The sequence below is a fragment of the Streptomyces sp. NPDC052040 genome (assembly GCF_044548405.1).
Classification (GTDB): Bacteria; Actinomycetota; Actinomycetes; order Streptomycetales; family Streptomycetaceae; genus Streptomyces.
In genome coordinates this window covers 17,764-42,770 of the sequence record NZ_JBIUBV010000006.1, presented here as the reverse complement: position 1 = coordinate 42,770, position 25,007 = coordinate 17,764, and the positions used below count along the sequence as shown (strand labels likewise).

Below are 25,007 nucleotides of genomic sequence, written 5' to 3'. Positions count from 1 at the left end.
GAACTCCGCGCCGCCCCCCGCCCGCCACCGGCGACGGCAGCGGCGCACAGGCGCCGCACGGCGGGAGGACGGGTGAGCAGAAAACCCGAACTCCGGGGGAGGGCCGCCCGGCTCGCACGCCTCATCCCGGTCGGTGGCCGGGGCGGCGGCGCCGCCCGTACACCCTTTGTGCTGCTCGTCGTCGTGCTGCTCGGCGGCGGCCTCATCGGCCTCCTGGTGCTGAACTCGGCGCTCAGCGAGGGCGCCTTCCGCCTCGACGACCTGCAACGGCAGACCAAGAACCTCACCGACGAGGAACAGGCCCTCCAGCGGGACGTGGACGCCTACTCCGCCCCGGACGCCCTCCAGCGCCGGGCCCACGACCTCGGCATGGTTCCCGGCGGCGACCCCGCCTTCCTCGACCCCGACGGCACCGTCAAGGGCGTCCCCTCGGCCGCCCCCCAGCAGCCCGCGGCGGACACCATGGCAGCGCGTCCGCCCGAGGTGCTCAGCCCGTATCCGAACCCCGCGGCCGGGCCGTCCCCGGGCACCACGGCACCGCTCGCCCCGGCGGTCCCGTCCGCGCCGCCCCCGGCTTCCCCCCCGGCGGCCCCCGCCTCGACCGCGCCGCCCGCCCCGACCGCACCCCCCTCCTCTACCCCCGGCAGGTGACGGAAGTGTCCGACAGGGAACCGCCGCGCCGCCGCGTGCCCGGCCCCGCCCGGCCCGTACGCCCCGACGCCCGGCGCCGCCCGGGCCCCGGAGCCCGCCCGGCGCGCCGCCCGGCCCCGGCCCGCCGCCCCGCCTCCCGCACACCCCGGGCCATCCGGCTCGGCAGCCCCCGCCCCCGGCTGCGCCTGGTCGGGCTCGCCCTGACCCTGGTGCTGCTCGCCTTCGTCGTACGACTGCTCCAAGTGCAGGCCGTGGACGCGAGCGCCTACGCCGCCAAGGCCGACCAGAACCGCTATGTGGGCCGCACCCTGGCCGCCGTACGCGGCGAGATCACCGACCGAAACGGCGTCGAACTGGCGACCAGCGTGGACGCGTACGACATCACCGCCGACCCCACGCTCTTCACCCCGGACGCCACCAAGATCCAGGACGCCCCCCAGCAGGCCGCCACCCTCCTCGCCCCGATCCTCGGCCAGGACACCGCCGATCTCACCGGGAAGCTCAAGACCCCGCACACCCGGTACGTGGTGCTGGCCCACCGGCAGACCCCCCAGGTCTGGAACCAGATCAAGGACCTCAAGAACACCCTCGCGGCCAAGGCCGGAACCGAGCGCAACACGGTCAATGTGCTCGCCGGGGTCCTCGCCGAGCCCACCAGCAAGCGCGTGTACCCCAACGGCGGCCTCGCCGCCGGGATACTGGGCTGGGTCAACGCCGAGGGCAAGGGCGGCGGCGGTGTCGAGCAGCAGCTCAACGGGGAACTGACGGGCAAGGACGGCAAGATCCGCTACGCCCAGTCCGGCGGGCGGCTGGTGCCCACCGCGGGCTCCGCCGAGACCCCCGCGGTGGCCGGTTCCGACGTGGAGCTGACCATCGACCGCGACATCCAGTGGGCCGCCCAGAACGCCATCACCGAGCAGGTGAAGAAGTCCAAGGCGGACCGCGGCTATGTGGTGGTGCAGGACACCCGCACCGGGCAGATCCTGGCCATGGCCGACTCGCCCGGCTTCGACCCCAACGACCTCTCCAAGGCCAGCCCGGCGGCGCTCGGCAACGCGGCCGTCCAGGACGCGTACGAGCCCGGCTCCACCGCCAAGATCATGACCATGTCGGCCGTGCTCCAGGAGAACGCCGCCACCCCGCTGACCCATGTCACGGTGCCCAACCGGCTGCACCGCGGCGACCGGCTCTTCGCGGACGACGTCGACCACGCGACCTGGTACCTCACGCTCAACGGCGTGCTCGCCAAGTCCAGCAACATCGGCACCATCCTGGCGGCCGGCCAGCTCGGCAAGACCCAGGAGGCGGCCAACCAGGTCCTCTACTCGTATCTGCGCAAGTTCGGCATCGGGAGCCCCACCGGACTCGGCTTCCCGGGCGAGACCCGGGGCATCCTGGCACCGCCAGGAAAGTGGTCGACCTCCCAGCAGTACACGATTCCTTTCGGCCAGGGGGTGTCGATCAACGCGATGCAGGCCGCGTCCGTCTACTCGACCATCGCCAACGGCGGGGTCCGCGTCGAACCCACCCTGGTGCGCGGCACCAAGGGCCCGGACGGCCGCTTCACCCCGGCCCCCAAGCCCAAGGAGACCAGAGTCGTCAGCACACAGACGGCGAAGACGGTCGCCCAGATGCTGGAGTCCGTCGTGGACGACGAGCAGGGCACGGGCATCAAGGCGCGCATCCCCGGCTACCGGGTCGCGGGCAAGACGGGTACGGCCAACCGCGTGGATCCGGCCACCGGCAAGTACCGCGGTTACACGTCCTCCTTCGCCGGGTTCGCCCCCGCGGACAACCCCCGCATCACCGTCTACTGCGCCATCCAGAACGCCACCGAGGGCAGCTACTTCGGCGGCCAGATCTGCGGCCCCATCTTCAAGCAGGTCATGGAGTTCTCCCTGAAAACCCTCCAGGTCCCGCCCACCGGGGCCGCGCCCGCCAACCTTCCCGTCACGTTCACCCCGTGATCAGCACCACGGACCAGACCCACCAGGAACCAGCTCGTGACAACGATCACTCCCGACCCGGGGAACCACGCCGGGACCCCGCCCCCGTCCCCGCCCGGCCACGCTGCCCGCGGGCTCCGTTTTAGCCCCGGCGGGGGTACGCCCGGTACGCTCACCGCCGTGCCACACGCTGATCAGTCCCCCACCGCCCAGAAGGCCGCTCCCGTGACCTACCCGGGACCGCCACGACCGGTTCATGTCTCCGCCGTACCCCTCGCGGAGCTGGCCGATCAGCTGGGTGCGACCGCCCCGGAGTCCCCGGCCGGCGCCGTAGACGTCACGGGCATCACCCATGACTCGCGCGCCGTCCGCCCCGGTGACCTGTACGCCGCACTGCCCGGCGCCCGCCTGCACGGCGCCGACTTCGTCACCCAGGCCGCGAGCCTCGGCGCGGTGGCCGTACTGACCGACCCGACGGGCGCCGAGCGCGCCGCCGGAACCGGGCTGCCGGTCCTGGTGGCCGACGACCCGCGCGCCCGGATGGGTGAGCTGGCGGTCACGATCTACGGCAGCCCCGGCCGGGACCTGCTCCAGATCGGCATCACCGGCACCTCCGGCAAGACCACCACCGCGTACCTCGTCGAGGGCGGCCTGCGCACGGCCCGCTCCACCGGGCTGATCGGCACCGTGGAGATGCGCATCGGCGACGAGCGCATCAAGTCCGAGCGCACCACACCCGAGGCGACCGACCTCCAGGCCCTGTTCGCGGTCATGCGCGAGCGCGGGGTGGAGGCCGTGGCCATGGAGGTCTCCAGCCACGCCCTGGTCCTCGGCCGGGTCGACGGCTGCGTCTTCGACATCGCCGTCTTCACCAACCTCAGCCCGGAACACATGGAGTTCCACTCCGACATGGAGGACTACTACCGGGCCAAGGCGCAGCTCTTCACGGAGAAGCGCAGCCGCCGCGGTGTGGTGAACCTCGACGACGAGTACGGCCGCCGACTGGCGAAGGAGGCCGGGGTCCCGGTCGTCACCTACTCGGCCGAGGGCCACCCGGACGCCGACTGGCGTGCCGAGGACGTGCGGGTCGGCCGACTGGACTCCGTCTTCACCGTGGCCGGTCCCGAGGGCCTGCGGATCACGGCGAAGTCGCCGCTGCCCGGCCCCTTCAACGTGGCCAACACCCTCGCCGCGATCGTCGCCCTCGCCGAGGCCGGTCTCGACCCGCAGAGCGCCGCCGACGGCGTGGCCGCCGTGCCGGGCGTCCCCGGGCGGCTGGAGCGCGTGGACGCCGGGCAGCCCTATCTCGCGGTCGTGGACTACGCCCACAAGACCGACGCCGTCGAGTCCGTGCTGCGCGCCCTGCGGAAGGTCACCGAGGGCAGCCTGCACGTGGTGCTCGGCTGCGGCGGCGACCGGGACACCACCAAGCGCGGCCCGATGGGCGCCGCCATCGCCCGGCTCGCCGACACGGCCGTACTGACCTCCGACAACCCCCGCTCGGAGGACCCGCTGGCGATCCTCGCCACCATGCTCCAGGGTGCCGCGTCCGTCCCGGCGCACGAGCGGGGCGAGGTGCAGGTCTTCGAGGACCGGGCCGCCGCCATCGCCGCCGCCGTGGCCCGCGCGCAGCCCGGGGACACGGTCCTGGTCGCAGGCAAGGGCCATGAGCAGGGCCAGGACATCGCCGGGGTGGTCCGTCCCTTCGACGACCGCCAGGTGCTTCGCGAAGCTATCCAGAAGACCCAGGGATGAACTTGTGATCGCCCTCTCCCTCGCCGAGATCGCAGAAGCCGTCGGCGGGCAGACGCATGACATACCGGATCCGTCCGTCCGGGTCACCGGGCCCGTCGTCCGGGACTCCCGCGAAGTGGAGCCCGGGAGCCTGTTCGCCGCCTTCGTCGGCGAACGCGTGGACGGGCACGACTACGCGGACGCGGTCGTCCGGGCGGGTGCCGCCGCCGTGCTGGCGTCCCGCCCCGTCGGCGTGCCCGCGATCGTCGTGGACGACGTCCAGACCGCCCTCGGCGCCCTCGCCCGCCATGTGGTGCGGCGGCTCGGGGCGACCGTGGTCGCGCTGACCGGCTCCGCGGGCAAGACCAGCACCAAGGACCTGATCGCCCAGGTGCTCCAGCACAAGGCGCCGACGGTGTGGACGCCCGGCTCGTTCAACAACGAGATCGGGCTGCCGCTGACCGCCCTCAGCGCCACCGAGGAGACCCGTTTCCTGGTCCTGGAGATGGGCGCCCGGGGCATCGGCCACATCCGCTACCTCACCGGTCTGACCCCGCCGAGGATCGGACTGGTGCTCAACGTGGGCACCGCCCATATCGGCGAGTTCGGCGGCCGCGAGCAGATCGCCCGGGCCAAGGGCGAACTCGTCGAGAGCCTGCCCGCCGCGGACGAGGGCGGCATCGCCGTCCTCAACGCCGACGATCCGCTGGTCCGGGCCATGGCATCCCGTACGAAGGCGAAGGTGACTCTTTTCGGAGAGTCCGGCGAAGCGGACGTTCGCGCCGAGAACGTGCGACTCACGGACACCGGACAGCCCGCCTTCAGCCTTCGCACACCCTCCGGGTGCAGCGATGTGACCATGCGCCTGTACGGTGAGCACCACGTGTCGAACGCGCTCGCCGCGGCCGCCGTCGCCCATGAGCTGGGCATGTCCGCAGCTGAGATCGCCACCGCGCTCTCCGGGGCGGGCTCCCTCTCCCGCTGGCGTATGGAGGTCACCGAGCGCCCGGACGGCGTGACGATCGTCAACGATGCCTACAACGCGAATCCCGAGTCCATGCGGGCGGCCCTGCGCGCGCTGGCGGCCATGGGCAAGGGACGGCGGACCTGGGCGGTGCTCGGACAGATGGCCGAGCTGGGGGACGAGGCGCTCGCCGAGCACGACGCGGTCGGACGGCTCGCCGTCCGGCTCAACGTCAGCAAGCTCGTCGCGGTCGGGGGCAGGGAAGCGTCCTGGCTGCAACTGGGCGCATACAACGAGGGTTCGTGGGGTGAGGAGTCGGTGCACGTGTCCGACGCACAGGCGGCGGTCGACCTGTTGCGCAGCGAGTTGCGCCCGGGAGACGTCGTACTCGTGAAGGCGTCCCGGTCGGTCGGGCTCGAGAGCGTGGCGCAGGCGCTGCTCGAGACCGGTGCCGAGGGTGAGGTTGCCGCCCGATGATGAAGCAGATCCTGTTCGCAGGAGTCATTGGTCTGTTCCTCACCCTGATCGGCACCCCGCTGCTGATCAAGCTGCTCGCCCGCAAGGGCTACGGCCAGTACATCCGGGACGACGGGCCGCGCGAGCACGCCAGCAAGCGCGGTACGCCGACCATGGGTGGCATCGCCTTCATCCTGGCGACGATCGCCGCCTACTTCCTGTCCAAGCTGATCACCACCTGGACCACCGACAAGCCGGCCACGCCGACCTTCTCCGGTGTGCTGGTGCTCGGCCTGATGGGCGGCATGGGCCTGGTCGGCTTCCTGGACGACTACATCAAGATCGTCAAGCGGCGCTCGCTGGGTCTGCGGGCCAAGGCCAAGATGGCCGGCCAGCTGATCGTCGGCATCGCCTTCGCGGTGCTGGCCCTCCAGTTCGCCGACGCCCGCGGCAACACCCCGGCCTCCACCAAGCTGTCCTTCGTCCAGGACTTCGGCTGGACCATCGGACCGGTGCTCTTCGTGGTCTGGGCGATCTTCATGATCCTCGCCATGTCGAACGGCGTGAACCTCACCGACGGTCTGGACGGCCTCGCCACCGGCGCCTCGGTGCTCGTCTTCGGCGCGTACACCTTCATCGGTGTCTGGCAGTTCCAGGAGTCCTGCGCCAACGCGCAGACCCTGACCAACCCGGCCGCCTGCTACGAGGTGCGTGATCCGCTCGACCTGGCGGTCGTCTCCTCCGCGCTGATGGGCGCCTGCCTCGGCTTCCTGTGGTGGAACACCTCGCCCGCCAAGATCTTCATGGGCGACACCGGTTCGCTGGCCCTCGGCGGCGCACTCGCCGGTCTCGCCATCTGCTCCCGCACCGAGCTGCTGCTCGCGCTGCTCGGCGGCCTCTTCGTCCTGATCACCATGTCGGTCGTCATCCAGGTCGGTTCCTTCCGGCTGACCGGCAAGCGGGTCTTCCGCATGGCGCCACTCCAGCACCACTTCGAACTCAAGGGCTGGTCAGAAGTCCTGGTGGTGGTCAGATTCTGGATCATTCAGGGCATTTGCGTCATCGTGGGTCTCGGTATCTTCTACGCGGGATGGGCAGCGGAAAAGTGACCGACTGGCAGGGGAAGCACGTCACCGTCGCCGGGCTCGGGGTCTCCGGGCCCCCGGCGGCCAAGGCTCTGCACGGGCTCGGCGCGCGCGTGACCGTCGTCAACGACGGCGACGACGAGCGGGCCCGGGCCCAGGCCGAGGAGCTGCGGGCGCTGGGCGTCACCGTGCGCCTGGGCGACGGCGCGACCCTGCCCGAGGGCACCGAGCTGATCATCACCGCCCCCGGCTGGAAGCCCGACAAGCCGTTGTTCGCCGCGGCGGCCGAGGCGGGCGTCCCGGTCTGGGGCGATGTCGAGCTGGCCTGGCAGCTGCGCGGCCCGGACGCGGCCCCCTGGCTCGCCGTCACCGGCACCAACGGCAAGACCACCACCGTGCAGATGCTCGCCTCGATCCTGACGGCCGCGGGCCTGCGCACGGCGGCCGTCGGCAACATCGGGGTCTCGCTGCTCGACGCCGTCCTCGGCGAGGAGCAGTACGACGTGCTGGCCGTGGAGTTGTCGAGCTATCAGCTCCACTGGGCGCCCTCGCTGCGCGCCCACTCCGCCGTGGTGCTCAACCTGGCCCCCGACCACCTCGACTGGCACGGCTCGATGGAGGCGTACGCCGCCGACAAGGGCCGTATCTACGAGGGCAATCGGATCGCCTGCGTCTACAACGTCGCGGACAAGGCGACCGAGGACCTGGTGCGCGAGGCGGACGTCGAGGAGGGCTGCCGGGCCGTCGGCTTCACCCTGGGCACCCCCGGCCCCTCCCAACTCGGCGTCGTGGACGGCATCCTGGTCGACCGCGCCTTCGTCGAGAACCGGCAGCACAACGCCCAGGAACTCGCCGAGGTCCTGGACGTGAACCCGCCGGCCCCGCACAACGTCGCCAACGCCCTGGCCGCCGCGGCCCTCGCCCGGGCCTTCGGGGTGCCCGCCCGGGCCGTACGGGACGGACTGCGGTCCTTCACCCCGGACGCGCACCGCATCGCGCATGTGGCGGACGTGGACGGGGTCGCGTACATCGACGACTCCAAGGCCACCAACACCCACGCCGCCGAGGCCTCGTTGGCGGCGTACCCGTCGATCGTGTGGATCGCGGGCGGCCTCGCCAAGGGCGCCACCTTCGACGAGCTGGTCGCGGGAGCGGCGGGGCGGCTCCGGGGCGTGGTGCTCATCGGCGCGGACCGCGCGCTGATCCGGGAAGCCCTCGCGCGACACGCGCCCAAGGTGCCCGTCGTCGACCTCGAACAGACGGACACTGGGGCCATGCGTGCGGCCGTGCGGGAGGCGCGTCGGCTGGCCGCCGCGGGCGACACGGTGCTGCTGGCACCGGCCTGTGCCTCCATGGACATGTTCACCAACTACAACACGCGCGGCGACGCCTTCGCGGAGGCGGTCCGCGAACTCGGCGCCGCCGACGCCTGACGGCGGGCCCCGGCCACGGCCAGAGCCCCGGGACCCTTGGAGGGACGCGTGACGCGGATGCCGCGATGCCCGGAGGGTCCCGCGGGACTCCCGGCGGAACGCGCTCCCGGGGCAGGGAAGTGAGCAGCGATGCCAAGTAGCCGTACCAGCCGTCCGCCCGCCCAGCGCGCCCCCCGGGGCTCCGCGGCCGCCCGCACCGCGCGGGAGAACCCCGTCACCCGGTTCGTCACCCGGGCCCGGCGCGCCTGGGACCGGCCGCTCACCGCCTACTACCTGATCCTCGGCGCCCCGCTGCTGATCACCGTGCTGGGCCTGGTGATGGTCTACTCGGCCTCGCAGATCACCGCCCTCCAGATGTCCCTGCCCGGCTCGTACTTCTTCCGCAAGCAGTTCCTCGCGGCCAGCATCGGTGCCGTGCTGCTGCTCGTCGCCTCTCGGATGCCCGTGCGACTGCACCGCGCGCTGGCCTATCCGATCCTGGCCGGAGCCATCTGCCTGCTGGTCCTGGTGCAGGTGCCGGGGATAGGAGTGGCAGTCAACGGCAATCAGAACTGGATCTCGCTCGGCGGCTCCTTCCAGATCCAGCCCAGCGAGTTCGGCAAGCTCGCCCTGGTGCTGTGGGGGGCCGACCTGATCGCCCGCAAGCAGGACAGGCGGCTGCTCACCCAGTGGAAGCACATGCTGGTCCCGCTGGTGCCCGTGACCTTCATGCTGCTCGGCCTGATCATGCTGGGCGGGGACATGGGTACGACAATCATCCTGACCGCGATCCTGTTCGGGCTGCTGTGGCTGGCCGGGGCGCCGACCCGGCTCTTCGGCGGGGTGCTGACCGTCGCCCTGGTTCTCGCCGCCGTCGCCATCGAGACCAGCCCCCACCGGCTGAACCGGCTCGCCTGCATCGGAGCCACCGACCCCGGCCCGAACGACATCTGCTGGCAGGGCGTGCACGGCATCTACGCGCTCGCCTCGGGCGGGATCTTCGGCTCGGGCCTGGGCGCCAGTGTGGAAAAATGGGGCCAACTGCCGGAAGCGCACACCGACTTCATCTTCGCCGTCACAGGTGAGGAACTGGGCCTCGCGGGCACACTGTCGGTGCTCGCCCTCTTCGCGGCTCTAGGCTATGCGGGTATCCGCGTGGCCGGACGCACGGAGGACCCCTTCGTCAGGTATGCCGCGGGAGGCGTGACGACCTGGATCACCGCACAGGCGGTGATCAACATCGGTGCGGTGCTCGGCCTGCTGCCGATCGCCGGTGTCCCGCTCCCGCTGTTCTCCTACGGAGGATCCGCCCTGTTGCCGACCATGTTCGCCATCGGGCTGCTGATCGCCTTCGCGCGCGACGAACCCGGTGCGCGGGCGGCGCTTGCGCTGCGGCAACCTCGCTTTGGTAGAAAGCGGGCGGGAGGCTCCGGGTCCGGCCGGGAGCCTCGGAGATGGAACACGATGCGACGGCGTGCCTCGGCGGCGCGCTCGTCCGGAGAGCGGTGAATTTCGGTGCATGTCGTACTCGCTGGTGGGGGGACCGCCGGCCACATCGAGCCCGCGCTCGCCCTCGCGGACGCCCTGCGCAGGCAGGACCCGACCGTGGGGATCACGGCCCTGGGCACGGAGCGTGGCCTGGAGACCCGGCTCGTGCCGGAGCGGGGCTATGACCTCGCGCTGATCCCGGCGGTTCCCCTGCCGCGCAAGCCGACCCCCGAACTGATCACCGTACCCGGGCGGCTGCGCGGGACGATCAAGGCGGCCGAGCAGATCCTGGAGCGGACCAAGGCGGACGCCGTCGTCGGCTTCGGCGGCTATGTGGCGCTGCCCGGCTATCTGGCCGCCAAGCGCCTCGGGGTGCCGATCGTGATCCACGAGGCCAACGCCCGGCCCGGCCTGGCCAACAAGATCGGCTCGCGCTACGCGGCCCAGGTCGCCGTCTCCACGCCGGACAGCAAGCTGCGCGGCGCCCGCTACATCGGCATCCCGCTGCGCCGCTCCATCGCCACCCTGGACCGCGCCGCCGTGCGCCCGGAGGCCCGCGCCGCGTTCGGACTGGACCCGAACCTGCCGACGCTGCTGGTCTCCGGCGGTTCGCAGGGCGCCCGTCGGCTCAACGAGGTGGTCCAGCAGGTCGCGCCGTACCTTCAGCAGGCCGGTATCCAGATCCTGCACGCGGTCGGTCCCAAGAACGAACTGCCGCAGGTGCACCAGATGCCGGGGATGCCCCCGTACGTCCCGGTACCGTACGTGGACCGGATGGACCTCGCGTACGCCGCGGCCGACATGATGCTCTGCCGTGCGGGCGCGATGACCGTCGCCGAGCTGTCCGCCGTCGGGCTCCCGGCCGCCTATGTCCCGCTGCCCATCGGCAACGGCGAACAGCGGCTGAACGCCCAGCCGGTGGTCAAGGCGGGCGGCGGACTGCTGGTCGACGACGCGGAGCTGACGTCCGACTGGGTCCAGCAGAACGTGCTGCCCGTGCTCGCCGATCCGCACCGGCTGTACCAGATGTCCCGCGCCGCCAGCGAGTTCGGCCGCCGGGACGCCGACGACCTGCTCGTCGGCATGGTGTACGAGGCGGTCGCCTCGGCGCGGGCCGCCGGCTGACCCGGGCCGTAGCCACGGCGAGCGGGCCGAAGGGGCGCGGACGCGTCCCGGTGGGGGTCCCCCGGCCCGCAGGCCGGGGGAGAACCGAGGCAGGAGAAGGAGGGCGCGTGGCCGGACCCACGACCGCCGAGCGCGGCAGACGGCAGCAGTCGGACTCCGGCCCGCCCCCGCCGCCCCGGCTCGCACGGCTGCGCCGCCTTCGTGTGCTCATCATCCTTTCGCTTGCCCTGATGTTGGCGGGCGGCGGCTCCATCTGGCTGCTGTACGGCTCCTCGTGGCTGCGCGTCCGGCACGTCTCCGTCACCGGGACCCGGGTGCTGACACCGGCCCAGGTGCGCGAGGCGGCCGATGTGCCGCTGGGCGCCCCCCTGGCGTCCCTGGACACCGACGGGATCGAGGCACGGGTGCGCCGCAAGCTGCCCCGCACCGAGACGGTGGACGCCGTCCGCTCCTGGCCCCATGGGATCGGCATCGCGGTCACCGAGCGCACCGCCGTCCTCCTCGTCAAGGACGGCGGGAAGTACGTCGAAGTGGACCGGGAGGGCGTCCGGTTCGCCACCGTGGCACGCCCGCCGGGGAATGTTCCGCTGCTGGACCTGGCGAAGGACCGCCCGGCCGGTGCCCAGCGTTTCGGCACCGACCGGCTGGTGCGCGAGGCGGTCCTGGTGGCGCAGGCCGTCCCGGCCGCCGTCGCCCGGTCCACCCGTACCGTCGAGGTGCGGAGTTTCGACTCCATCTCGCTGGAGTTGGGCGACGGCCGGACCGTGCTGTGGGGCAGCGGCGAGAAGGGGCGGGCGAAGGCGGCGACACTCACCGCACTGATGAAAGCCGCGCCCCGCGCCCGGCACTTCGACGTGAGTGTCCCCACCGCCCCTGCGTCATCAGGGAGTTGACGCACATCCGCGCAGGCCAGCACCCTGGTTGGGCACTGCTACGGCTGATCACATAGGGTGAAAAGAAAAACGGGAGGTTCGGCGTGTTCGTTGAACGCGCGCCACTTGTCGACTTAGTGTCCTGTCCGGAAGAGTCCAAGGAACAGACACACTGGTAACCCTAAACTTCAGGGTGAGGGTTCGGGTCGGCGTTCGGACCGTCCCATTCGGCATCTGCCGTCGGACCGCGGGGCACCCGTGGAGCGACGGCGACGTAATTCGAGGCGAGAGGCCTTCGACGTGGCAGCACCGCAGAACTACCTCGCAGTCATCAAGGTCATCGGTGTCGGCGGCGGTGGTGTCAATGCCATCAACCGGATGATCGAAGTCGGTCTCAAGGGCGTCGAGTTCATCGCCATCAACACCGACGCGCAAGCTCTGTTGATGAGCGACGCCGACGTCAAGCTGGACGTCGGCCGTGAACTCACCCGCGGCCTCGGCGCCGGGGCCAACCCGGCGGTCGGCCGCAAGGCGGCCGAGGACCACCGCGAGGAGATCGAGGAGGTCCTCAAGGGGGCCGACATGGTCTTCGTCACGGCCGGTGAAGGCGGCGGCACCGGCACCGGCGGCGCGCCCGTCGTGGCCAACATCGCGCGTTCCCTCGGGGCCCTCACCATCGGTGTGGTCACGCGCCCCTTCACCTTCGAGGGACGGCGCCGCGCCAACCAGGCCGAGGACGGCATCGCGGAACTCCGCGAAGAGGTCGACACCCTCATCGTCATCCCGAACGACCGCCTGTTGTCCATCTCGGACCGCCAGGTGTCCGTCCTCGACGCCTTCAAGTCGGCCGACCAGGTCCTGCTCTCGGGTGTCCAGGGCATCACCGACCTGATCACCACCCCCGGCCTGATCAACCTGGACTTCGCCGACGTCAAGTCCGTGATGTCGGAGGCCGGGTCGGCGCTCATGGGTATCGGCTCGGCCCGCGGCGACGACCGCGCGGTGGCCGCGGCCGAGATGGCGATCTCCTCGCCGCTGCTGGAGGCGTCCATCGACGGGGCGCGCGGCGTCCTGCTGTCCATCTCCGGCGGCTCCGACCTCGGCCTGTTCGAGATCAACGAGGCCGCCCAGCTGGTGAGCGAGGCCGCGCACCCCGAGGCCAACATCATCTTCGGCGCCGTGATCGACGACGCCCTCGGCGACGAGGTGCGGGTCACCGTGATCGCCGCCGGGTTCGACGGCGGACAGCCGCCGGCCAAGCGGGAGAACGTCCTCGGCTCCTCCTCCTCCTCCTCGTCGCGGCGCGAGGAGCCCGCACCGGCGCGGCCCGCCGAGAACCGTCCGTCCTTCGGCTCGCTCGGCAGCGTCACGCCGAAGGAGGCGCCGGAGCCCGCCCCGGAGCCGGTGAGCGAGCTGCCGGTCACCCCGCCGCCCATCCCGCCGTCGCGGACCTACTCGGACAGCGCGGCCGAGGAGCTGGACGTGCCGGACTTCCTCAAGTGATAGGACAGCGCGACACCGTGAGCGGCGCGCACTTCGCCTTCACCGACCGGTGGGGCGGGGTGAGCGCCGTTCCGTACGAGCAGCTCAATCTGGGCGGCGCGGTCGGTGACGACCCCGAGGCCGTCCGCACCAACCGGGAACTGGCTGCGAAGTCCCTGGGGCTCGAACCCGCCCGGGTGGTCTGGATGAACCAGGTGCATGGCCGGGACGTGGCCGTGGTCGAGGAGCCGTGGGGCGACCGGCCGGTGCCCGAGGTCGACGCGGTCGTCACCGCGCGGCGCGGCCTCGCGCTCGCCGTGCTCACCGCCGACTGCACGCCCGTTCTGCTCGCCGACCCCGTCGCCGGGGTCGTGGCCGCCGCGCACGCGGGGCGGCCCGGCATGGTCGCCGGGGTGGTCCCGGCCGCCGTCCGCGCGATGACGGAACTGGGCGCCGAGCCGTCCCGGATCGTCGCCCGTACCGGACCCGCGGTCTGCGGACGGTGCTACGAGGTGCCGGACGCGATGCGCGCCGAGGTGTCCGCCGTCGAGCCGACGGCGCACGCCGAGACGAGCTGGGGCACGCCCGCGGTCGATGTGACCGCCGGGGTGCACGCGCAGCTCGAACGGCTCGGGGTGTGCGACCGGGCGCAGTCACCGGTGTGCACGCTCGAGTCGGGTGACCACTTCTCGTACCGCCGCGACCGGACCACGGGCCGGCTCGCGGGCTATGTCTGGCTGGACTGATGGGGCATGACGGACCGTAAGCAGTACATCGCCGCAAACCTCGCACAGGTCGAGGAGCGCATCGCGGCCGCCTGCCGGGGGGCGGGGCGCAAGCGGGAAGAGGTGACCCTGATCGTGGTCACCAAGACCTATCCCGCCGACGATGTGCGGATTCTCTCGGAACTCGGGGTGCGCGACGTCGCGGAGAACCGTGACCAGGACGCGGCGCCCAAGGCGGCCGCCTGCGCGGATCTGCCGCTCACCTGGCACTTCGTCGGTCAGTTGCAGACCAATAAGGTGCGATCCGTGGTCGGTTACGCGGGTCTGGTGCAGTCCGTGGACCGCGCCCGGCTGGTCACGGCGCTCTCCAAGGAGGCGGTGCGCGCCGGGCGCGAGCTGGGCTGCCTCCTCCAGGTCGCGCTGGACGCGGACGAGGGCGGCCGCGGGGAGCGGGGCGGTGTGGCCCCGGGGGGAATCGAAGAGTTGGGCGACCTGGTCGCCGAGGCCCCGGGACTGCGGCTGGACGGACTGATGACCGTCGCGCCGCTCACCGGGGAGTACGCGGGGCGTCAACAGGCGGCGTTCGAGCGGTTGGTGGATTTGTCGACCGACCTGCGCCGGGCCCATCCGGCTGCAACCATGGTCTCGGCAGGGATGAGTGCGGACCTCGAGCAGGCCGTGGCGGCCGGGGCGACACATGTGCGCGTCGGCACCGCGGTACTCGGAGTCCGACCCAGGCTCGGGTAACGTCGCCAAGAAGTCGGACCACAGCAGAAAATATGGTCATTACCGCTGATAGGCGGGCTAAACGACCTCGTGGATCGCGGGCACTTGGCGGGCGTCAGCCGATCCACCACAGAGCGGAGGACTCAGAGCATGGCCGGCGCGATGCGCAAGATGGCGGTCTACCTCGGCCTCGTGGAGGACGATGGGTACGACGGCCGGGGATTCGATCCCGACGACGACTTCGAGCCCGAGCTCGACCCGGAACCGGAGCGGGACCACAGGCGGCACGAGCCGTCCCGCTCGCCGCATCAGACGATTCAGCCCCAACGGGAGGAATCGGTACGAGTGGTTCAGCCGCCCGCGCCGCGCGAACCGGTGTCCCATTCCCCTTCGCCCGTCGCTGAATCGGGGCGTCCGGCCCGGATCGCGCCCGTGGCATCCATCACACAAGAACGTCAGAGCCTGGAGAAGAACGCACCGGTGATCATGCCCAAGGTCGTGTCCGAACGAGAGCCGTACCGGATCACCACACTTCACCCACGGACCTACAACGAGGCCCGTACCATCGGGGAACACTTCCGTGAGGGCACTCCGGTGATCATGAATCTGACTGAGATGGACGACACAGATGCGAAGCGACTTGTCGACTTTGCGGCCGGTTTGGTGTTTGGTCTTCACGGCAGCATCGAGCGGGTGACGCAGAAGGTGTTCCTGTTGTCTCCTGCTAACGTCGATGTCACGGCGGAGGACAAGGCCCGCATCGCAGAGGGCGGGTTCTTCAACCAGAGCTGAGACGCACCACCGGACAGAGCACGGAACAGGGGAGAGGGAAGCACGGATCATGGGCGTGTTCCTGGAGGTTGTCTACATCGCGTTGATGTGCTTCCTCGTCGTGCTGATTTTCCGGTTGGTCATGGACTACGTGTTCCAGTTCGCCCGCTCGTGGCAACCCGGCAAGGCGATGGTGGTCGTTCTGGAGGCCACCTACACTGTCACCGATCCACCGTTGAAGCTTCTGCGGCGGTTCATCCCGCCGCTGCGTCTCGGGGGCGTGGCGCTCGACCTGTCCTTCTTCGTACTGATGATCATCGTCTACATCCTGATCGCCGTCGTGGGCAAGCTCGCGAGGTGACTGTGGACGATACGGTCTTGCCGACTGCCGATGACTACGTTGAGGTGAAGAGATGCCGTTGACCCCCGAGGACGTGCGGAACAAGCAGTTCACGACCGTCCGCCTCCGAGAAGGCTATGACGAGGACGAGGTCGATGCCTTCCTCGATGAGGTCGAAGCCGAACTGACCCGTCTGCTCCGCGAGAACGAGGACCTGCGCGCCAAGCTGGCCGCCGCGACGCGTGCCGCCGCGCAGAGCCAGCAGAACATGCGGAAGCCTCCGGAGCCGCAGGACCAGCAGCAGGGGATGCCCCAGCAGGGCATGCCCCAGCAGGGGATGCCGCAGCAGGGCATGCCCCAGCAGGGGATGCCTCAGCAGGGCATGCGCGGTCCCGGGGCTCCCGTGCCCGCCGGGATATCGGGTCCGCCGCAGCAGCAGATGGGTGGCCCCATGGGTGGCCCGCCCCAGCTGCCGAGCGGTGCCCCGCAGCTGCCTGCCGGCCCCGGCGGCGGTCAGGGAGGTCCCCAGGGACCCGGTCCGATGGGCCAGGGTCCGATGGGTCAGGGGCCGATGGGGGGCCAGCCCCCGATGCAGCAGCAGATGGGCGGCCCCATGGGCGGTCCGATGGGTGGCCCCATGGGCGGTCCCGGTATGCCCGGTCAGGGTCCCGGCGGCGACAGCGCCGCGCGTGTCCTCTCGCTGGCCCAGCAGACCGCCGACCAGGCGATCGCCGAGGCCCGCTCCGAGGCCAACAAGATCGTCGGTGAGGCCCGCAGCCGCGCCGAGGGTCTGGAGCGCGACGCCCGTGCCAAGGCCGATGCCCTGGAGCGGGACGCGCAGGAGAAGCACCGCGTCGCGATGGGCTCCCTGGAGTCCGCCCGCGCCACGCTGGAGCGCAAGGTCGAGGACCTGCGCGGCTTCGAGCGCGAGTACCGCACCCGTCTGAAGTCGTACCTGGAGTCGCAGCTGCGTCAGCTGGAGACCCAGGCCGACGACTCGCTGGCCCCGCCGCGCACCCCGGCCGCGGCGTCCCTGCCGTCGCCGTCGGCGCCCTCGATGGCCCCGGCGGGCGCGAGCGCCCCGTCCTACGGCGGCAACCAGACGATGGGCGGCGCCCCGGCCCCGTCCGCTCCGTCCTACGGCGGCCAGCAGCAGATGTCCCCGGCGATGACCCAGCCGATGGCGCCGGTGCGTCCGCAGGGCCCGTCGCAGATGGGCCAGGCGCCCTCGCCGATGCGCGGTTTCCTCATCGACGAGGACGACAACTGACGGCCGTGAGTCAGCCGTAGGTGTCGGCAGCAGTTCAGGGCGGGGCCCCGGATCGAGTGATCCGGGGCCCCGCCCTTGTGCTTCGTGCGGTGGGTGTTCCTGCTCCGTCTGTTCGATCGTGGGAGCGGCTGTGCGTGCGGACACCATGCCGAAGGCCCGGACCCACCGGTGAATTTCCGGTGGGTCCGGGCCTTCGGACGGACCGTTACGCCTTGCGCAGACGGAAGACGAGGCTCAGCGACTCGTCGGTGAACGGCTCACCGTAGGAGCCGTCCGCCTCGCCCTGGGCGAAGGCCGTGGCGAGGACCTCGTCCGCGATCAGCGCGGAGTGCTCGGCCAGGGCCGCGATCACCGCGGGGTCCGTGGAGGTCCAGCGGAGCGCGATGCGGTCGGCGACGTCGAGACCGCTGTTCTTGCGGGCCTCCTGGATCAGCCGGATCGCGTCCCGGGCGAGGCCCGCCTGCCGCAGCTCCTCGGTGATCTCCAGGTCGAGGGCGACCGTCGCACCGGCGTCGGACGCCACCGACCAGCCCTCGCGCGGGGTCTCGGTGATGATGACCTCGTCGGGGGCGAGGGCGACCGTCTCGCCGTCCACCTCCACCGAGGCCGTGCCCTCGCGCAGCGCCAGGGACAGCGCCGCCGCGTCGGCGTTCGCCACCGCCTTGGCCACGTCCTGGACGCGCTTGCCGAAACGCTTGCCGAGCGCCCGGAAGTTGGCCTTCGCTGTCGTGTCGACCAGGCTGCCGCCGACCTCGCTCAGCGAGGCCAGGCCCTCGACGTTCAGCTCCTCGGCGATCTGCGCGTGCAGCTCCCGGTCCAGCGTCTCGAACCCGGCCGCCGCGACCAGGGCACGGGACAGCGGCTGGCGCGTCTTGACGCCCGACTCCGCGCGCGTGGCCCGGCCCAGTTCGACGAGGCGGCGCACCAGCGCCATCTGCCGGGACAGCTCCGGGTCGATCGCGGGCAGGTCCGCCTCGGGCCAGGACGACAGATGCACCGACTCCGGGGCGCCCGGGGTGACCGGCGCGATCAGGTCCTGCCAGACCCGCTCGGTGATGAACGGGGTGATCGGGGCCATCAGCCTGGTGACCGTCTCGATCACCTCGTGCAGGGTGCGCAGCGCGGCCTTGTCGCCCTGCCAGAAGCGGCGGCGGGAGCGGCGCACATACCAGTTCGACAGGTCGTCGACGAACGCCGACAGGAGCTTTCCGGCGCGCTGGGTGTCGTAGGCCTCCAGCGCGCCGGTCACCTGGTCGGTGAGCGCATGCAGCTCGGAGAGCAGCCAGCGGTCCAGCACCGGGCGGTCGGCCGGGGCCGGGTCGGCCCCGCTCGGCGCCCAGCCGGACGTACGGGCGTACAGGGCCTGGAAGGCGACCGTGTTCCAGTACGTCAGCAGGGTCTTGCGGACGACCTCCTGGATCGTGCCGTGGCCCACGCGGCGGGCCGACCAGGGGGAGCCGCCCGCGGCCATGAACCAGCGGACGGCGTCCGCGCCGTGCTGGTCCATCAGCGGGATCGGCTGAAGGATGTTGCCCAGGTGCTTGGACATCTTGCGGCCGTCCTCGGCGAGGATGTGGCCGAGGCACACCACGTTCTCGTACGGGGACCGGTCGAAGACCAGGGTGCCGACCGCCATCAGCGTGTAGAACCAGCCGCGGGTCTGGTCGATGGCCTCGGAGATGAACTGCGCCGGGTACCGGCTCTCGAACAGCTCCTTGTTCTTGTACGGGTAGCCCCACTGCGCGAAGGGCATCGAGCCCGAGTCGTACCAGGCGTCGATGACCTCCGGCACACGGGTGGCCGTGCCGCCGCACTCGGGGCAGTCGAAGGTGACCGCGTCGATGAACGGGCGGTGCGGGTCCAGGCCCGACTGGTCGGTGCCGGTCAGCCCGGTCAGTTCGGCGCGGGAGCCGACACAGGTGAGGTGGTCCTCCTCGCAGCGCCAGATCGGCAGGGGGGTGCCCCAGTAGCGGTTGCGGGAGAGCGCCCAGTCGATGTTGTTGTTCAGCCAGTCGCCGTACCGGCCGTGCTTGACCGAGTCCGGGAACCAGTTGGTCTTCTCGTTCTCCGCGAGGAGGCGGTCCTTGATCGCGGTGGTGCGGATGTACCAGGACGGCTGCGCGTAGTAGAGGAGCGCGGTGTGGCAGCGCCAGCAGTGCGGATAGCTGTGCTCGTAGGGGATGTGCCGGAAGAGCAGGCCGCGCTGCTGGAGGTCCTCGGTGAGCCGCTCGTCGGCCTTCTTGAAGAAGACACCGCCGACCAGCGGGACGTCCTCCTCGAAGGTGCCGTCGGGGCGGACGGGGTTGACCACCGGCAGGCCGTACGCGCGGCACACCTTGAGGTCGTCCTCACCGAAGGCGGGGGACTGGTGGACCAGCCCCGTGCCGTCCTCGGTGGTGACGTAGTCGGCGTTGACCACGTAGTGCGCGGGCTCGGGGAACTCCACCAGCTCGAACGGCCGCTGGTACGTCCAGCGCTCCATCTCGGCGCCCGTGAAGGTCTCCCCGGTGCTCTCCCAGCCCTCGCCGAGCGCCTTGCCGAGCAGCGGCTCGGCGACGACGAGCTGCTCCTCGCCGTTCGTCGCCACCACATAGGTGACGTCGGGGTGCGCGGCGACCGCGGTGTTGGAGACCAGAGTCCAGGGGGTCGTCGTCCACACCACCAGCGCGGCCCGGCCCGCCAGCGGACCGGAGGTGAGCGGGAAGCGGACGTAGACCGAGGGGTCGACGACCGTCTCGTAGCCCTGGGCCAGCTCGTGGTCCGACAGGCCGGTGCCGCAGCGGGGGCACCAGGGGGCGACGCGGTGGTCCTGGACCAGCAGCCCCTTGCCGAAGATCTCCTTCAGGGACCACCAGACGGACTCGATGTACTCGGGCTCCATCGTGACGTAGGCCTCGTCGAGGTCCACCCAGTAGCCCATGCGGGTGGTCAGCTCGGAGAAGGCGTCGGTGTGGCGGAGGACGGACGTGCGGCACTTGTCGTTGAACTCGGCGATGCCGTACGCCTCGATGTCCTTCTTGCCGCTGAAGCCGAGCTCCTTCTCCACCGCCAGCTCCACCGGGAGCCCGTGGCAGTCCCAGCCGGCCTTGCGGCCCACGTGGTACCCGCGCATGGTGCGGAAGCGCGGGAAGACGTCCTTGAAGACGCGGGCCTCGATGTGGTGGGCGCCCGGCATGCCGTTCGCGGTGGGCGGGCCCTCGTAGAACACCCACTCGGGGCGGCCCTCGGACTGCTCCAGGCTCTTGGCAAAGATCTTCTGCTCGCGCCAGAAGTCGAGCACGGCGTGCTCGAGTGCGGGCAGGTCGACCTGGGCGGGCACCTGGCGGTACTGCGTCATGGATCTTCCTCCGGCGGACGTACTGCCTTCCGTCGGAGGGACGAGAGCCGGGAATCCGATGAATTCCTGCTACGCCGTGTGCGGCGCGCTCCCGCGGTACCACCCTCCTTGGCCCTCCGGTGCGCCCTGTGCTCCGGTGAGCCCCCTCATTGGGGTCGCGATACCGGTTCTACCGGCCCTGGGCAGGGCTTTCTTCCGGCGGCTCCGGGGTGATCTTCACGTCGCGCTCACCCCCGGGCTCCCACCGTCCCCGGGTCGCTCTGGGCTGCCTACGCCGCTACTCGTCCCCATCCATGCTTTTCGCTCCGCCCAGTGTACGGCGCCGCTCGCGCGGCGGCCGACCGGTTTTCCTCCCCCGGGGCCGGGGGCGTCGCGGGATTCCGGGTGACCCGAATGGCGCGGTGCGGCCATCGGCACCCCGGCCACCGGGCCGGACGGATTACCGGGCCGGGAGCTGGGCACAACGCATGCAGGCTCGTCCCGTGGCACCTGCGGGGCGGGCGAATCGTGGGCGTGCCCCGTTGCCGCGGACCAGAAGTCGATTTATCGTCCCAGCACGATTCGCGCGCGAAATCACCATCTGTGAAGGGGCCGCGGCATGGTGGCGAAAAAGACCGCCGTACAGCAGCCGGCATCCGGCAGATCCACGGCCGCGGGAGTGCCCAGCGGCCCCCTGGCCAGGGATGTGAACGGCAGGCAGAACACGCACGGCGCAGCGGCGCGGCGTACGGCCAAGCCGGTGAAGGCGCTGCGTGCGGCCGCCGCCGGGAGCGGACGTACAAGGGCCGCCGCGGCCCCGGGAACCTCCGGGAGCGCGACGGCCGCGGGAAAGCCGACGACCGGCAAGACGGTCGTCGGGGTATCGGCTCGCACGGAGGCGGCGGGCATCGCGGAGAGGGCCTCGGCGGCCGGTGCCGCCGCTCTCTCCGGCGGGGCCGCTGCCGGGAAGACCGCAGCCATGGGCACGGGCACGACTGAGCCGGGCGGCACTACGGCCGCCCGTGGGACGGGCACCACGAGAAAGCCCGCCGATTCGACGGCTGCCGGGGGGACGGCCGCCAGGGGAGCGGCTGCCGCGGAGAAGTCTGTCGCGAGGAAGTCTGTCGCGAGGAAGTCTGTCGCGGGGGAAGCGGCGGGGAAGGTGACGGCTGCTGGTAAGGGGACTGCGGCTACGACGGCTGCCGGTAAGGCGGCTGCCGGTAAGGCGGTCGGCAAGACCGCCGCCGGGAAGTCGGCCACCGGCAGAACGGTGACCGGGAAGTCGGCCACCGGTAAGACGGCGACTGGCAACGCGGCGACCGGCAAGGCGGCCACCTCCAAGACGGCCACCGGCAAGGCAGCCGCGGGAGTGAAGAAGGCAGTGGCCAAGAAGGCGGCAGTCGAGGACACGGCCCGGTTGGAAGCCGTCGAGGACATGCCGACCAGGGCCACTGCCGACCCGGCCGCCGCCAGGAAGACGGCCGCCGAGAAGGCCGTCGCCAAGAAGAGCGTCGCCAAGAAGAGCGCTGTCAGGAAACCGGCCGTCGCCAAGACGATCGCCAAGAAGGCGGCCGTGAAGAAGACAGCCGCCGAGAAGACCGGGAAACCCGAGAGAACCGGGAAAGCCGGGAAAGCCGGGAAAGCCGAGGGCGCCGGAAAGACGGCGCCCGCGAAGACCGCCCCGCCCAAGAAGAAGGCCGCGGGGAAGCCCGTCACCACCGGGAAGGCGGCGTCCGCCAAGGCCCCCGCGCGCGCGGCCGAGGAGAAGTCCGGCCCCGGGCGTCCGGCGGCCGGGAAGACCGCGGCCCGCGACAGGACCGCGGCGACCGGCGGGGCGGCGAAGAGGACTGCTGCGGAGAAGGCGGCGACGAGGACCGCCGCGAAGAGCACCCCCACACAGAGTGCGGCCCATCGGAGCACGGCCGAGAAGGCGGGCGCCGGCCGGGCCGCGGAGCAGACGGGAGCCACCAAGGTGGTTGCGAAGAAGACTCCTGGCACGGCCACGGCGGCGACGACCCCCTCCGCGGTGCCCAAGGCACGGCTCGCGGCGGCGACCCCCGGCGAACTGGCGGTACGCCCCGGCGAGGACCCCTGGACTCCCGAGGAGGTCGCCGAGGCACGTGCCGAGCTGGAGGGCGACGCGGTGCGGCTGCGCGGTGAGATCGACGCCTCCGAACAGGCGCTCGTGGGTCTGATGCGCGACTCCGGGGACGGCGCGGGCGACGACCAGGCCGACACCGGCACCAAGAACATCACGCGGGAGCACGAGATGGCGCTCGCCGCCAACGCCCGCGAGATGCTGGAGCAGACCGAGCGGGCGCTCGACCGCCTCGACTCCGGCACCTACGGCCTCTGCGAGAACTGCGGCAATGCCATCGGCAAGGCCCGTATGCAGGCGTTTCCCCGCGCCACCCTGTGCGTGGAATGCAAGCAGAAACAGGAACGCCGCTGAGCGGCTCCTGAGCGACGGGTCCGGCGGGGTCGTGCCGTACTCTCGTCCTCAGTCAGGCACCTAGGTTGAGGGACTCACGTGGCAGAGGCGGAGCGCATCATCGGTACGCCGGATATCCCAGAGGCGGCGGGGGCCGGGCCCGAGGGGGCCCCGGCGGCAGGGACGCCGGACACCGAGCCCGCCGCCCCCCGGGGCGGGCGCCGTATGGCGGTCCTGTTCACCGTCGCCGCCCTGGCCTACCTCCTCGACCTGGTCAGCAAGCTGATCGTGGTCGCGAAACTGGAGCACCACGCCCCGATCCGGATCCTCGGCGACTGGCTGCAACTGGAGGCGATCCGCAACGCGGGCGCGGCCTTCGGCTTCGGCCAGGCCTTCACCGTGATCTTCACGGTGATCGCCGCCGCCGTGATCGTGGTGATCGCCCGGCTCGCCCGCCGCCTCTACAGCCTGCCCTGGGCGATCGCGCTCGGCCTGCTCCTCGGCGGCGCCCTCGGCAACCTCACCGACCGGATCTTCCGCTCGCCGGGCCTCTTCAAGGGCGCGGTGGTGGACTTCGTCGCACCCAAGGGCTTCGCCGTCTTCAACCTGGCGGACTCGGCGATCGTGTGCGGCGGCATCCTGATCGTGCTGCTGTCCTTCCGCGGTCTGGACCCGGACGGAACGGTCCACCGGGACTGACCGCCGGGGGCTCTCGTACGGGGCCCGCCGACCCGTCCGGCATACTCGACGGGTGAGCACCCTTCCCGAGATCCGTACCCTGCCCGTGCCCGACGGCCTGGAGGGCGAGCGCGTCGACGCCGCCATCTCCCGCATGTTCGGCTTCTCCCGCACGAAGGCCGCGGAACTCGCCGCGGCGGGCAAGGTGCAGGTCGACGGCACCGTCGTCGGCAAGTCGGAGCGGGTGAGCGGCGGCGCGTGGCTCGAAGTGGAGATGCCCGGGGCGCCCGCGCCGGTGCAGATCGTGGCCGAGCCGGTCGAGGGCATGGAGATCGTGCACGACGACGAGGACGTGGTCGTCGTCGTCAAGCCGATCGGTGTGGCCGCGCATCCGTCGCCCGGCTGGTCGGGCCCCACCGTGATCGGCGGTCTCGCCGCCGCCGGGTACCGCATCTCGACCTCGGGTGCCGCCGAGCGCCAGGGCATCGTGCACCGCCTCGACGTCGGCACCTCCGGTCTGATGGCGGTGGCCAAGTCGGAGCACGCGTACACCTCGCTCAAGCGCCAGTTCAAGGAGCGCACGGTCGACAAGCGCTACCACACGCTCGTCCAGGGCCACCCCGACCCGACCAGCGGCACCATCGACGCACCCATCGGGCGTCACCCGCACCACGACTACAAGTGGGCCGTCACCGCCGAGGGCAAGCCCTCCGTCACGCACTACGACCTGATCGAGGCCTTCCGCTCGGCCTCCCTGCTCGACGTCAAGCTGGAGACCGGGCGCACCCATCAGATCCGGGTCCACATGGCCGCCCACCGCCACCCCTGCGTCGGCGACCTGACCTACGGCGCCGACCCCACCATCGCCAAGCGGCTCGGCCTGACCCGGCAGTGGCTGCACGCCGTGCGCCTCGGCTTCGAACACCCGGCTGACGGGCGGTGGGTCGAGCTGGAGAGCGCCTACCCCGACGACCTCCAGAAGGCGCTGGACACGGTCCGCGAGGAGAGCTGGGCGTGAGCGCCGGGTTCGTCGTGCGCCCCGCCGAGGACCCCGCCGACCGCGAGGCGTGCTTCGCGGTCCGCGAGGAGGTCTTCGTCCGGGAGCAGGGCGTCCCCGAGGACATCGAGTACGACGCCCATGACGCCGGTGCCGACCATGTGCTCGCGGTGCGCGAGGACGGGGTGCCGCTGGGCACCGGACGGCTGCTGTACGGGGAGGCGGCCGCGGGCAGAACCGGTGGCGATCCCTCGGTCGGCTCCCTGGGACGGCTCGCGGTGACCCGGGAGGCGCGCGGTCTGGGCGTCGGCGCGGCCCTGGTGCGGGCCATCGAGGACGCCGCCCGCGCACGGGGGCTGACCGCGGTGGACCTGCACGCGCAGACCCGGGCACTGGGTTTCTACGAGCGGCTCGGCTACACCGCCTACGGCCCGGAGTTCCCCGACGCCGGAATACCGCACCGGGCGATGCGCCGCCCGGTGTGATCCGGGACGCCGGGGACGGCCGCCGGGAAAGGCATGGCAGGCTGGGGGTCCGC

At 71.5% G+C, this 25,007-nt stretch carries 20 protein-coding genes; 19 read left to right on the top strand and 1 reads right to left on the bottom strand.

Translation table 11 applies throughout. The annotated features are described in order from the left end of the window. Nucleotides 1-72: 72 nt before the first annotated feature. The 15 genes from ACIHAA_RS14670 (at nt 73) to ACIHAA_RS14600 (ending at nt 17,047) form a co-directional block, all read left to right on the top strand. Complete coding sequence (locus tag ACIHAA_RS14670; RefSeq protein ID WP_399816860.1) at nt 73-651, top strand: septum formation initiator family protein; 579 nt, start codon at nt 73-75, stop codon at nt 649-651. Between the two features lie 5 nt (nt 652-656). Next, nucleotides 657-2,618 carry a peptidoglycan D,D-transpeptidase FtsI family protein gene (locus ACIHAA_RS14665; protein WP_399816858.1) on the top strand — a complete coding sequence of 654 codons (1,962 nt, stop codon included), beginning with the start codon at nt 657-659 and terminating at the stop codon, nt 2,616-2,618. Nucleotides 2,619-2,822: 204 nt separating this feature from the next. Next, nucleotides 2,823-4,352 carry a UDP-N-acetylmuramoyl-L-alanyl-D-glutamate--2,6-diaminopimelate ligase gene (locus ACIHAA_RS14660; protein WP_399817411.1) on the top strand — a complete coding sequence of 510 codons (1,530 nt, stop codon included), beginning with the start codon at nt 2,823-2,825 and terminating at the stop codon, nt 4,350-4,352. A gap of 4 nt (nt 4,353-4,356) precedes the next feature. Continuing rightward, nucleotides 4,357-5,772: a UDP-N-acetylmuramoyl-tripeptide--D-alanyl-D-alanine ligase gene (murF, locus tag ACIHAA_RS14655; protein WP_399816856.1), complete on the top strand. Its 1,416-nt coding sequence runs from the start codon at nt 4,357-4,359 to the stop codon at nt 5,770-5,772. Next, nucleotides 5,769-6,860, top strand: coding sequence for a phospho-N-acetylmuramoyl-pentapeptide-transferase (gene mraY / locus ACIHAA_RS14650; protein WP_399816854.1), 1,092 nt, complete (start codon nt 5,769-5,771; stop codon nt 6,858-6,860). The genes murF and mraY overlap by 4 nt, the downstream gene beginning before the upstream one ends. Next, on the top strand, nt 6,842-8,269 hold the full coding sequence (gene murD, locus ACIHAA_RS14645) for a UDP-N-acetylmuramoyl-L-alanine--D-glutamate ligase (RefSeq protein WP_399816853.1): 1,428 nt from the start codon (nt 6,842-6,844) through the stop codon (nt 8,267-8,269). Before mraY ends, murD begins: the two co-directional genes overlap by 19 nt. A 129-nt stretch (nt 8,270-8,398) precedes the next feature. After that, nucleotides 8,399-9,757: a putative lipid II flippase FtsW gene (gene ftsW, locus ACIHAA_RS14640; protein WP_399816851.1), complete on the top strand. Its 1,359-nt coding sequence runs from the start codon at nt 8,399-8,401 to the stop codon at nt 9,755-9,757. Between the two features lie 6 nt (nt 9,758-9,763). Further along, complete coding sequence (murG, locus tag ACIHAA_RS14635) at nt 9,764-10,861, top strand: undecaprenyldiphospho-muramoylpentapeptide beta-N-acetylglucosaminyltransferase (RefSeq protein ID WP_399816850.1); 1,098 nt, start codon at nt 9,764-9,766, stop codon at nt 10,859-10,861. 107 nt (nt 10,862-10,968) lie between these two features. Beyond that, on the top strand, nt 10,969-11,754 hold the full coding sequence (locus ACIHAA_RS14630) for a cell division protein FtsQ/DivIB (RefSeq protein ID WP_399816848.1): 786 nt from the start codon (nt 10,969-10,971) through the stop codon (nt 11,752-11,754). Nucleotides 11,755-12,033: 279 nt separating this feature from the next. Beyond that, entirely contained in the window at nt 12,034-13,236 is a 1,203-nt protein-coding gene (gene ftsZ, locus ACIHAA_RS14625; RefSeq protein ID WP_399816846.1) for a cell division protein FtsZ, read from the top strand. Then, nucleotides 13,233-13,961 carry a peptidoglycan editing factor PgeF gene (gene pgeF / locus ACIHAA_RS14620; RefSeq protein ID WP_399816844.1) on the top strand — a complete coding sequence of 243 codons (729 nt, stop codon included), beginning with the start codon at nt 13,233-13,235 and terminating at the stop codon, nt 13,959-13,961. The genes ftsZ and pgeF overlap by 4 nt, the downstream gene beginning before the upstream one ends. Before the next feature lie 6 nt (nt 13,962-13,967). Beyond that, complete coding sequence (locus ACIHAA_RS14615) at nt 13,968-14,687, top strand: YggS family pyridoxal phosphate-dependent enzyme (protein WP_399816842.1); 720 nt, start codon at nt 13,968-13,970, stop codon at nt 14,685-14,687. A gap of 129 nt (nt 14,688-14,816) precedes the next feature. Next, on the top strand, nt 14,817-15,458 hold the full coding sequence (sepF, locus tag ACIHAA_RS14610) for a cell division protein SepF (RefSeq protein ID WP_399816839.1): 642 nt from the start codon (nt 14,817-14,819) through the stop codon (nt 15,456-15,458). Between the two features lie 49 nt (nt 15,459-15,507). After that, the gene (locus ACIHAA_RS14605; protein ID WP_399816837.1) at nt 15,508-15,798 is read left to right on the top strand and encodes a YggT family protein; all 291 of its coding nucleotides are present in this window, start codon (nt 15,508-15,510) and stop codon (nt 15,796-15,798) included. Between the two features lie 52 nt (nt 15,799-15,850). Beyond that, a complete protein-coding gene (locus ACIHAA_RS14600) occupies nt 15,851-17,047 on the top strand; it encodes a DivIVA domain-containing protein (protein WP_399816835.1) in 1,197 nt (398 codons plus the stop codon). 205 nt (nt 17,048-17,252) lie between these two features. Here ACIHAA_RS14600 and ileS read toward each other — a convergent pair whose 3' ends face one another. Continuing rightward, nucleotides 17,253-20,384 carry an isoleucine--tRNA ligase gene (gene ileS / locus ACIHAA_RS14595; protein WP_399816833.1) on the bottom strand — a complete coding sequence of 1,044 codons (3,132 nt, stop codon included), beginning with the start codon at nt 20,382-20,384 and terminating at the stop codon, nt 17,253-17,255. A 1,249-nt stretch (nt 20,385-21,633) separates the two neighbouring features. Between ileS and ACIHAA_RS14590 the strand changes: the two genes are divergently transcribed. From ACIHAA_RS14590 to ACIHAA_RS14575, 4 genes are all read left to right on the top strand, one after another. Then, nucleotides 21,634-22,815, top strand: coding sequence for a TraR/DksA C4-type zinc finger protein (locus ACIHAA_RS14590; protein WP_399816831.1), 1,182 nt, complete (start codon nt 21,634-21,636; stop codon nt 22,813-22,815). Between the two features lie 78 nt (nt 22,816-22,893). Further along, on the top strand, nt 22,894-23,493 hold the full coding sequence (lspA, locus tag ACIHAA_RS14585; RefSeq protein WP_399816829.1) for a signal peptidase II: 600 nt from the start codon (nt 22,894-22,896) through the stop codon (nt 23,491-23,493). Between the two features lie 52 nt (nt 23,494-23,545). Further along, a complete protein-coding gene (locus tag ACIHAA_RS14580) occupies nt 23,546-24,490 on the top strand; it encodes an RluA family pseudouridine synthase (RefSeq protein WP_399816827.1) in 945 nt (314 codons plus the stop codon). Continuing rightward, nucleotides 24,487-24,954 (top strand): GNAT family N-acetyltransferase, encoded by a 468-nt coding sequence (locus ACIHAA_RS14575; RefSeq protein ID WP_399816825.1) that lies wholly within the window; start codon nt 24,487-24,489, stop codon nt 24,952-24,954. The genes ACIHAA_RS14580 and ACIHAA_RS14575 overlap by 4 nt, the downstream gene beginning before the upstream one ends. Nucleotides 24,955-25,007 lie beyond the last annotated feature (53 nt).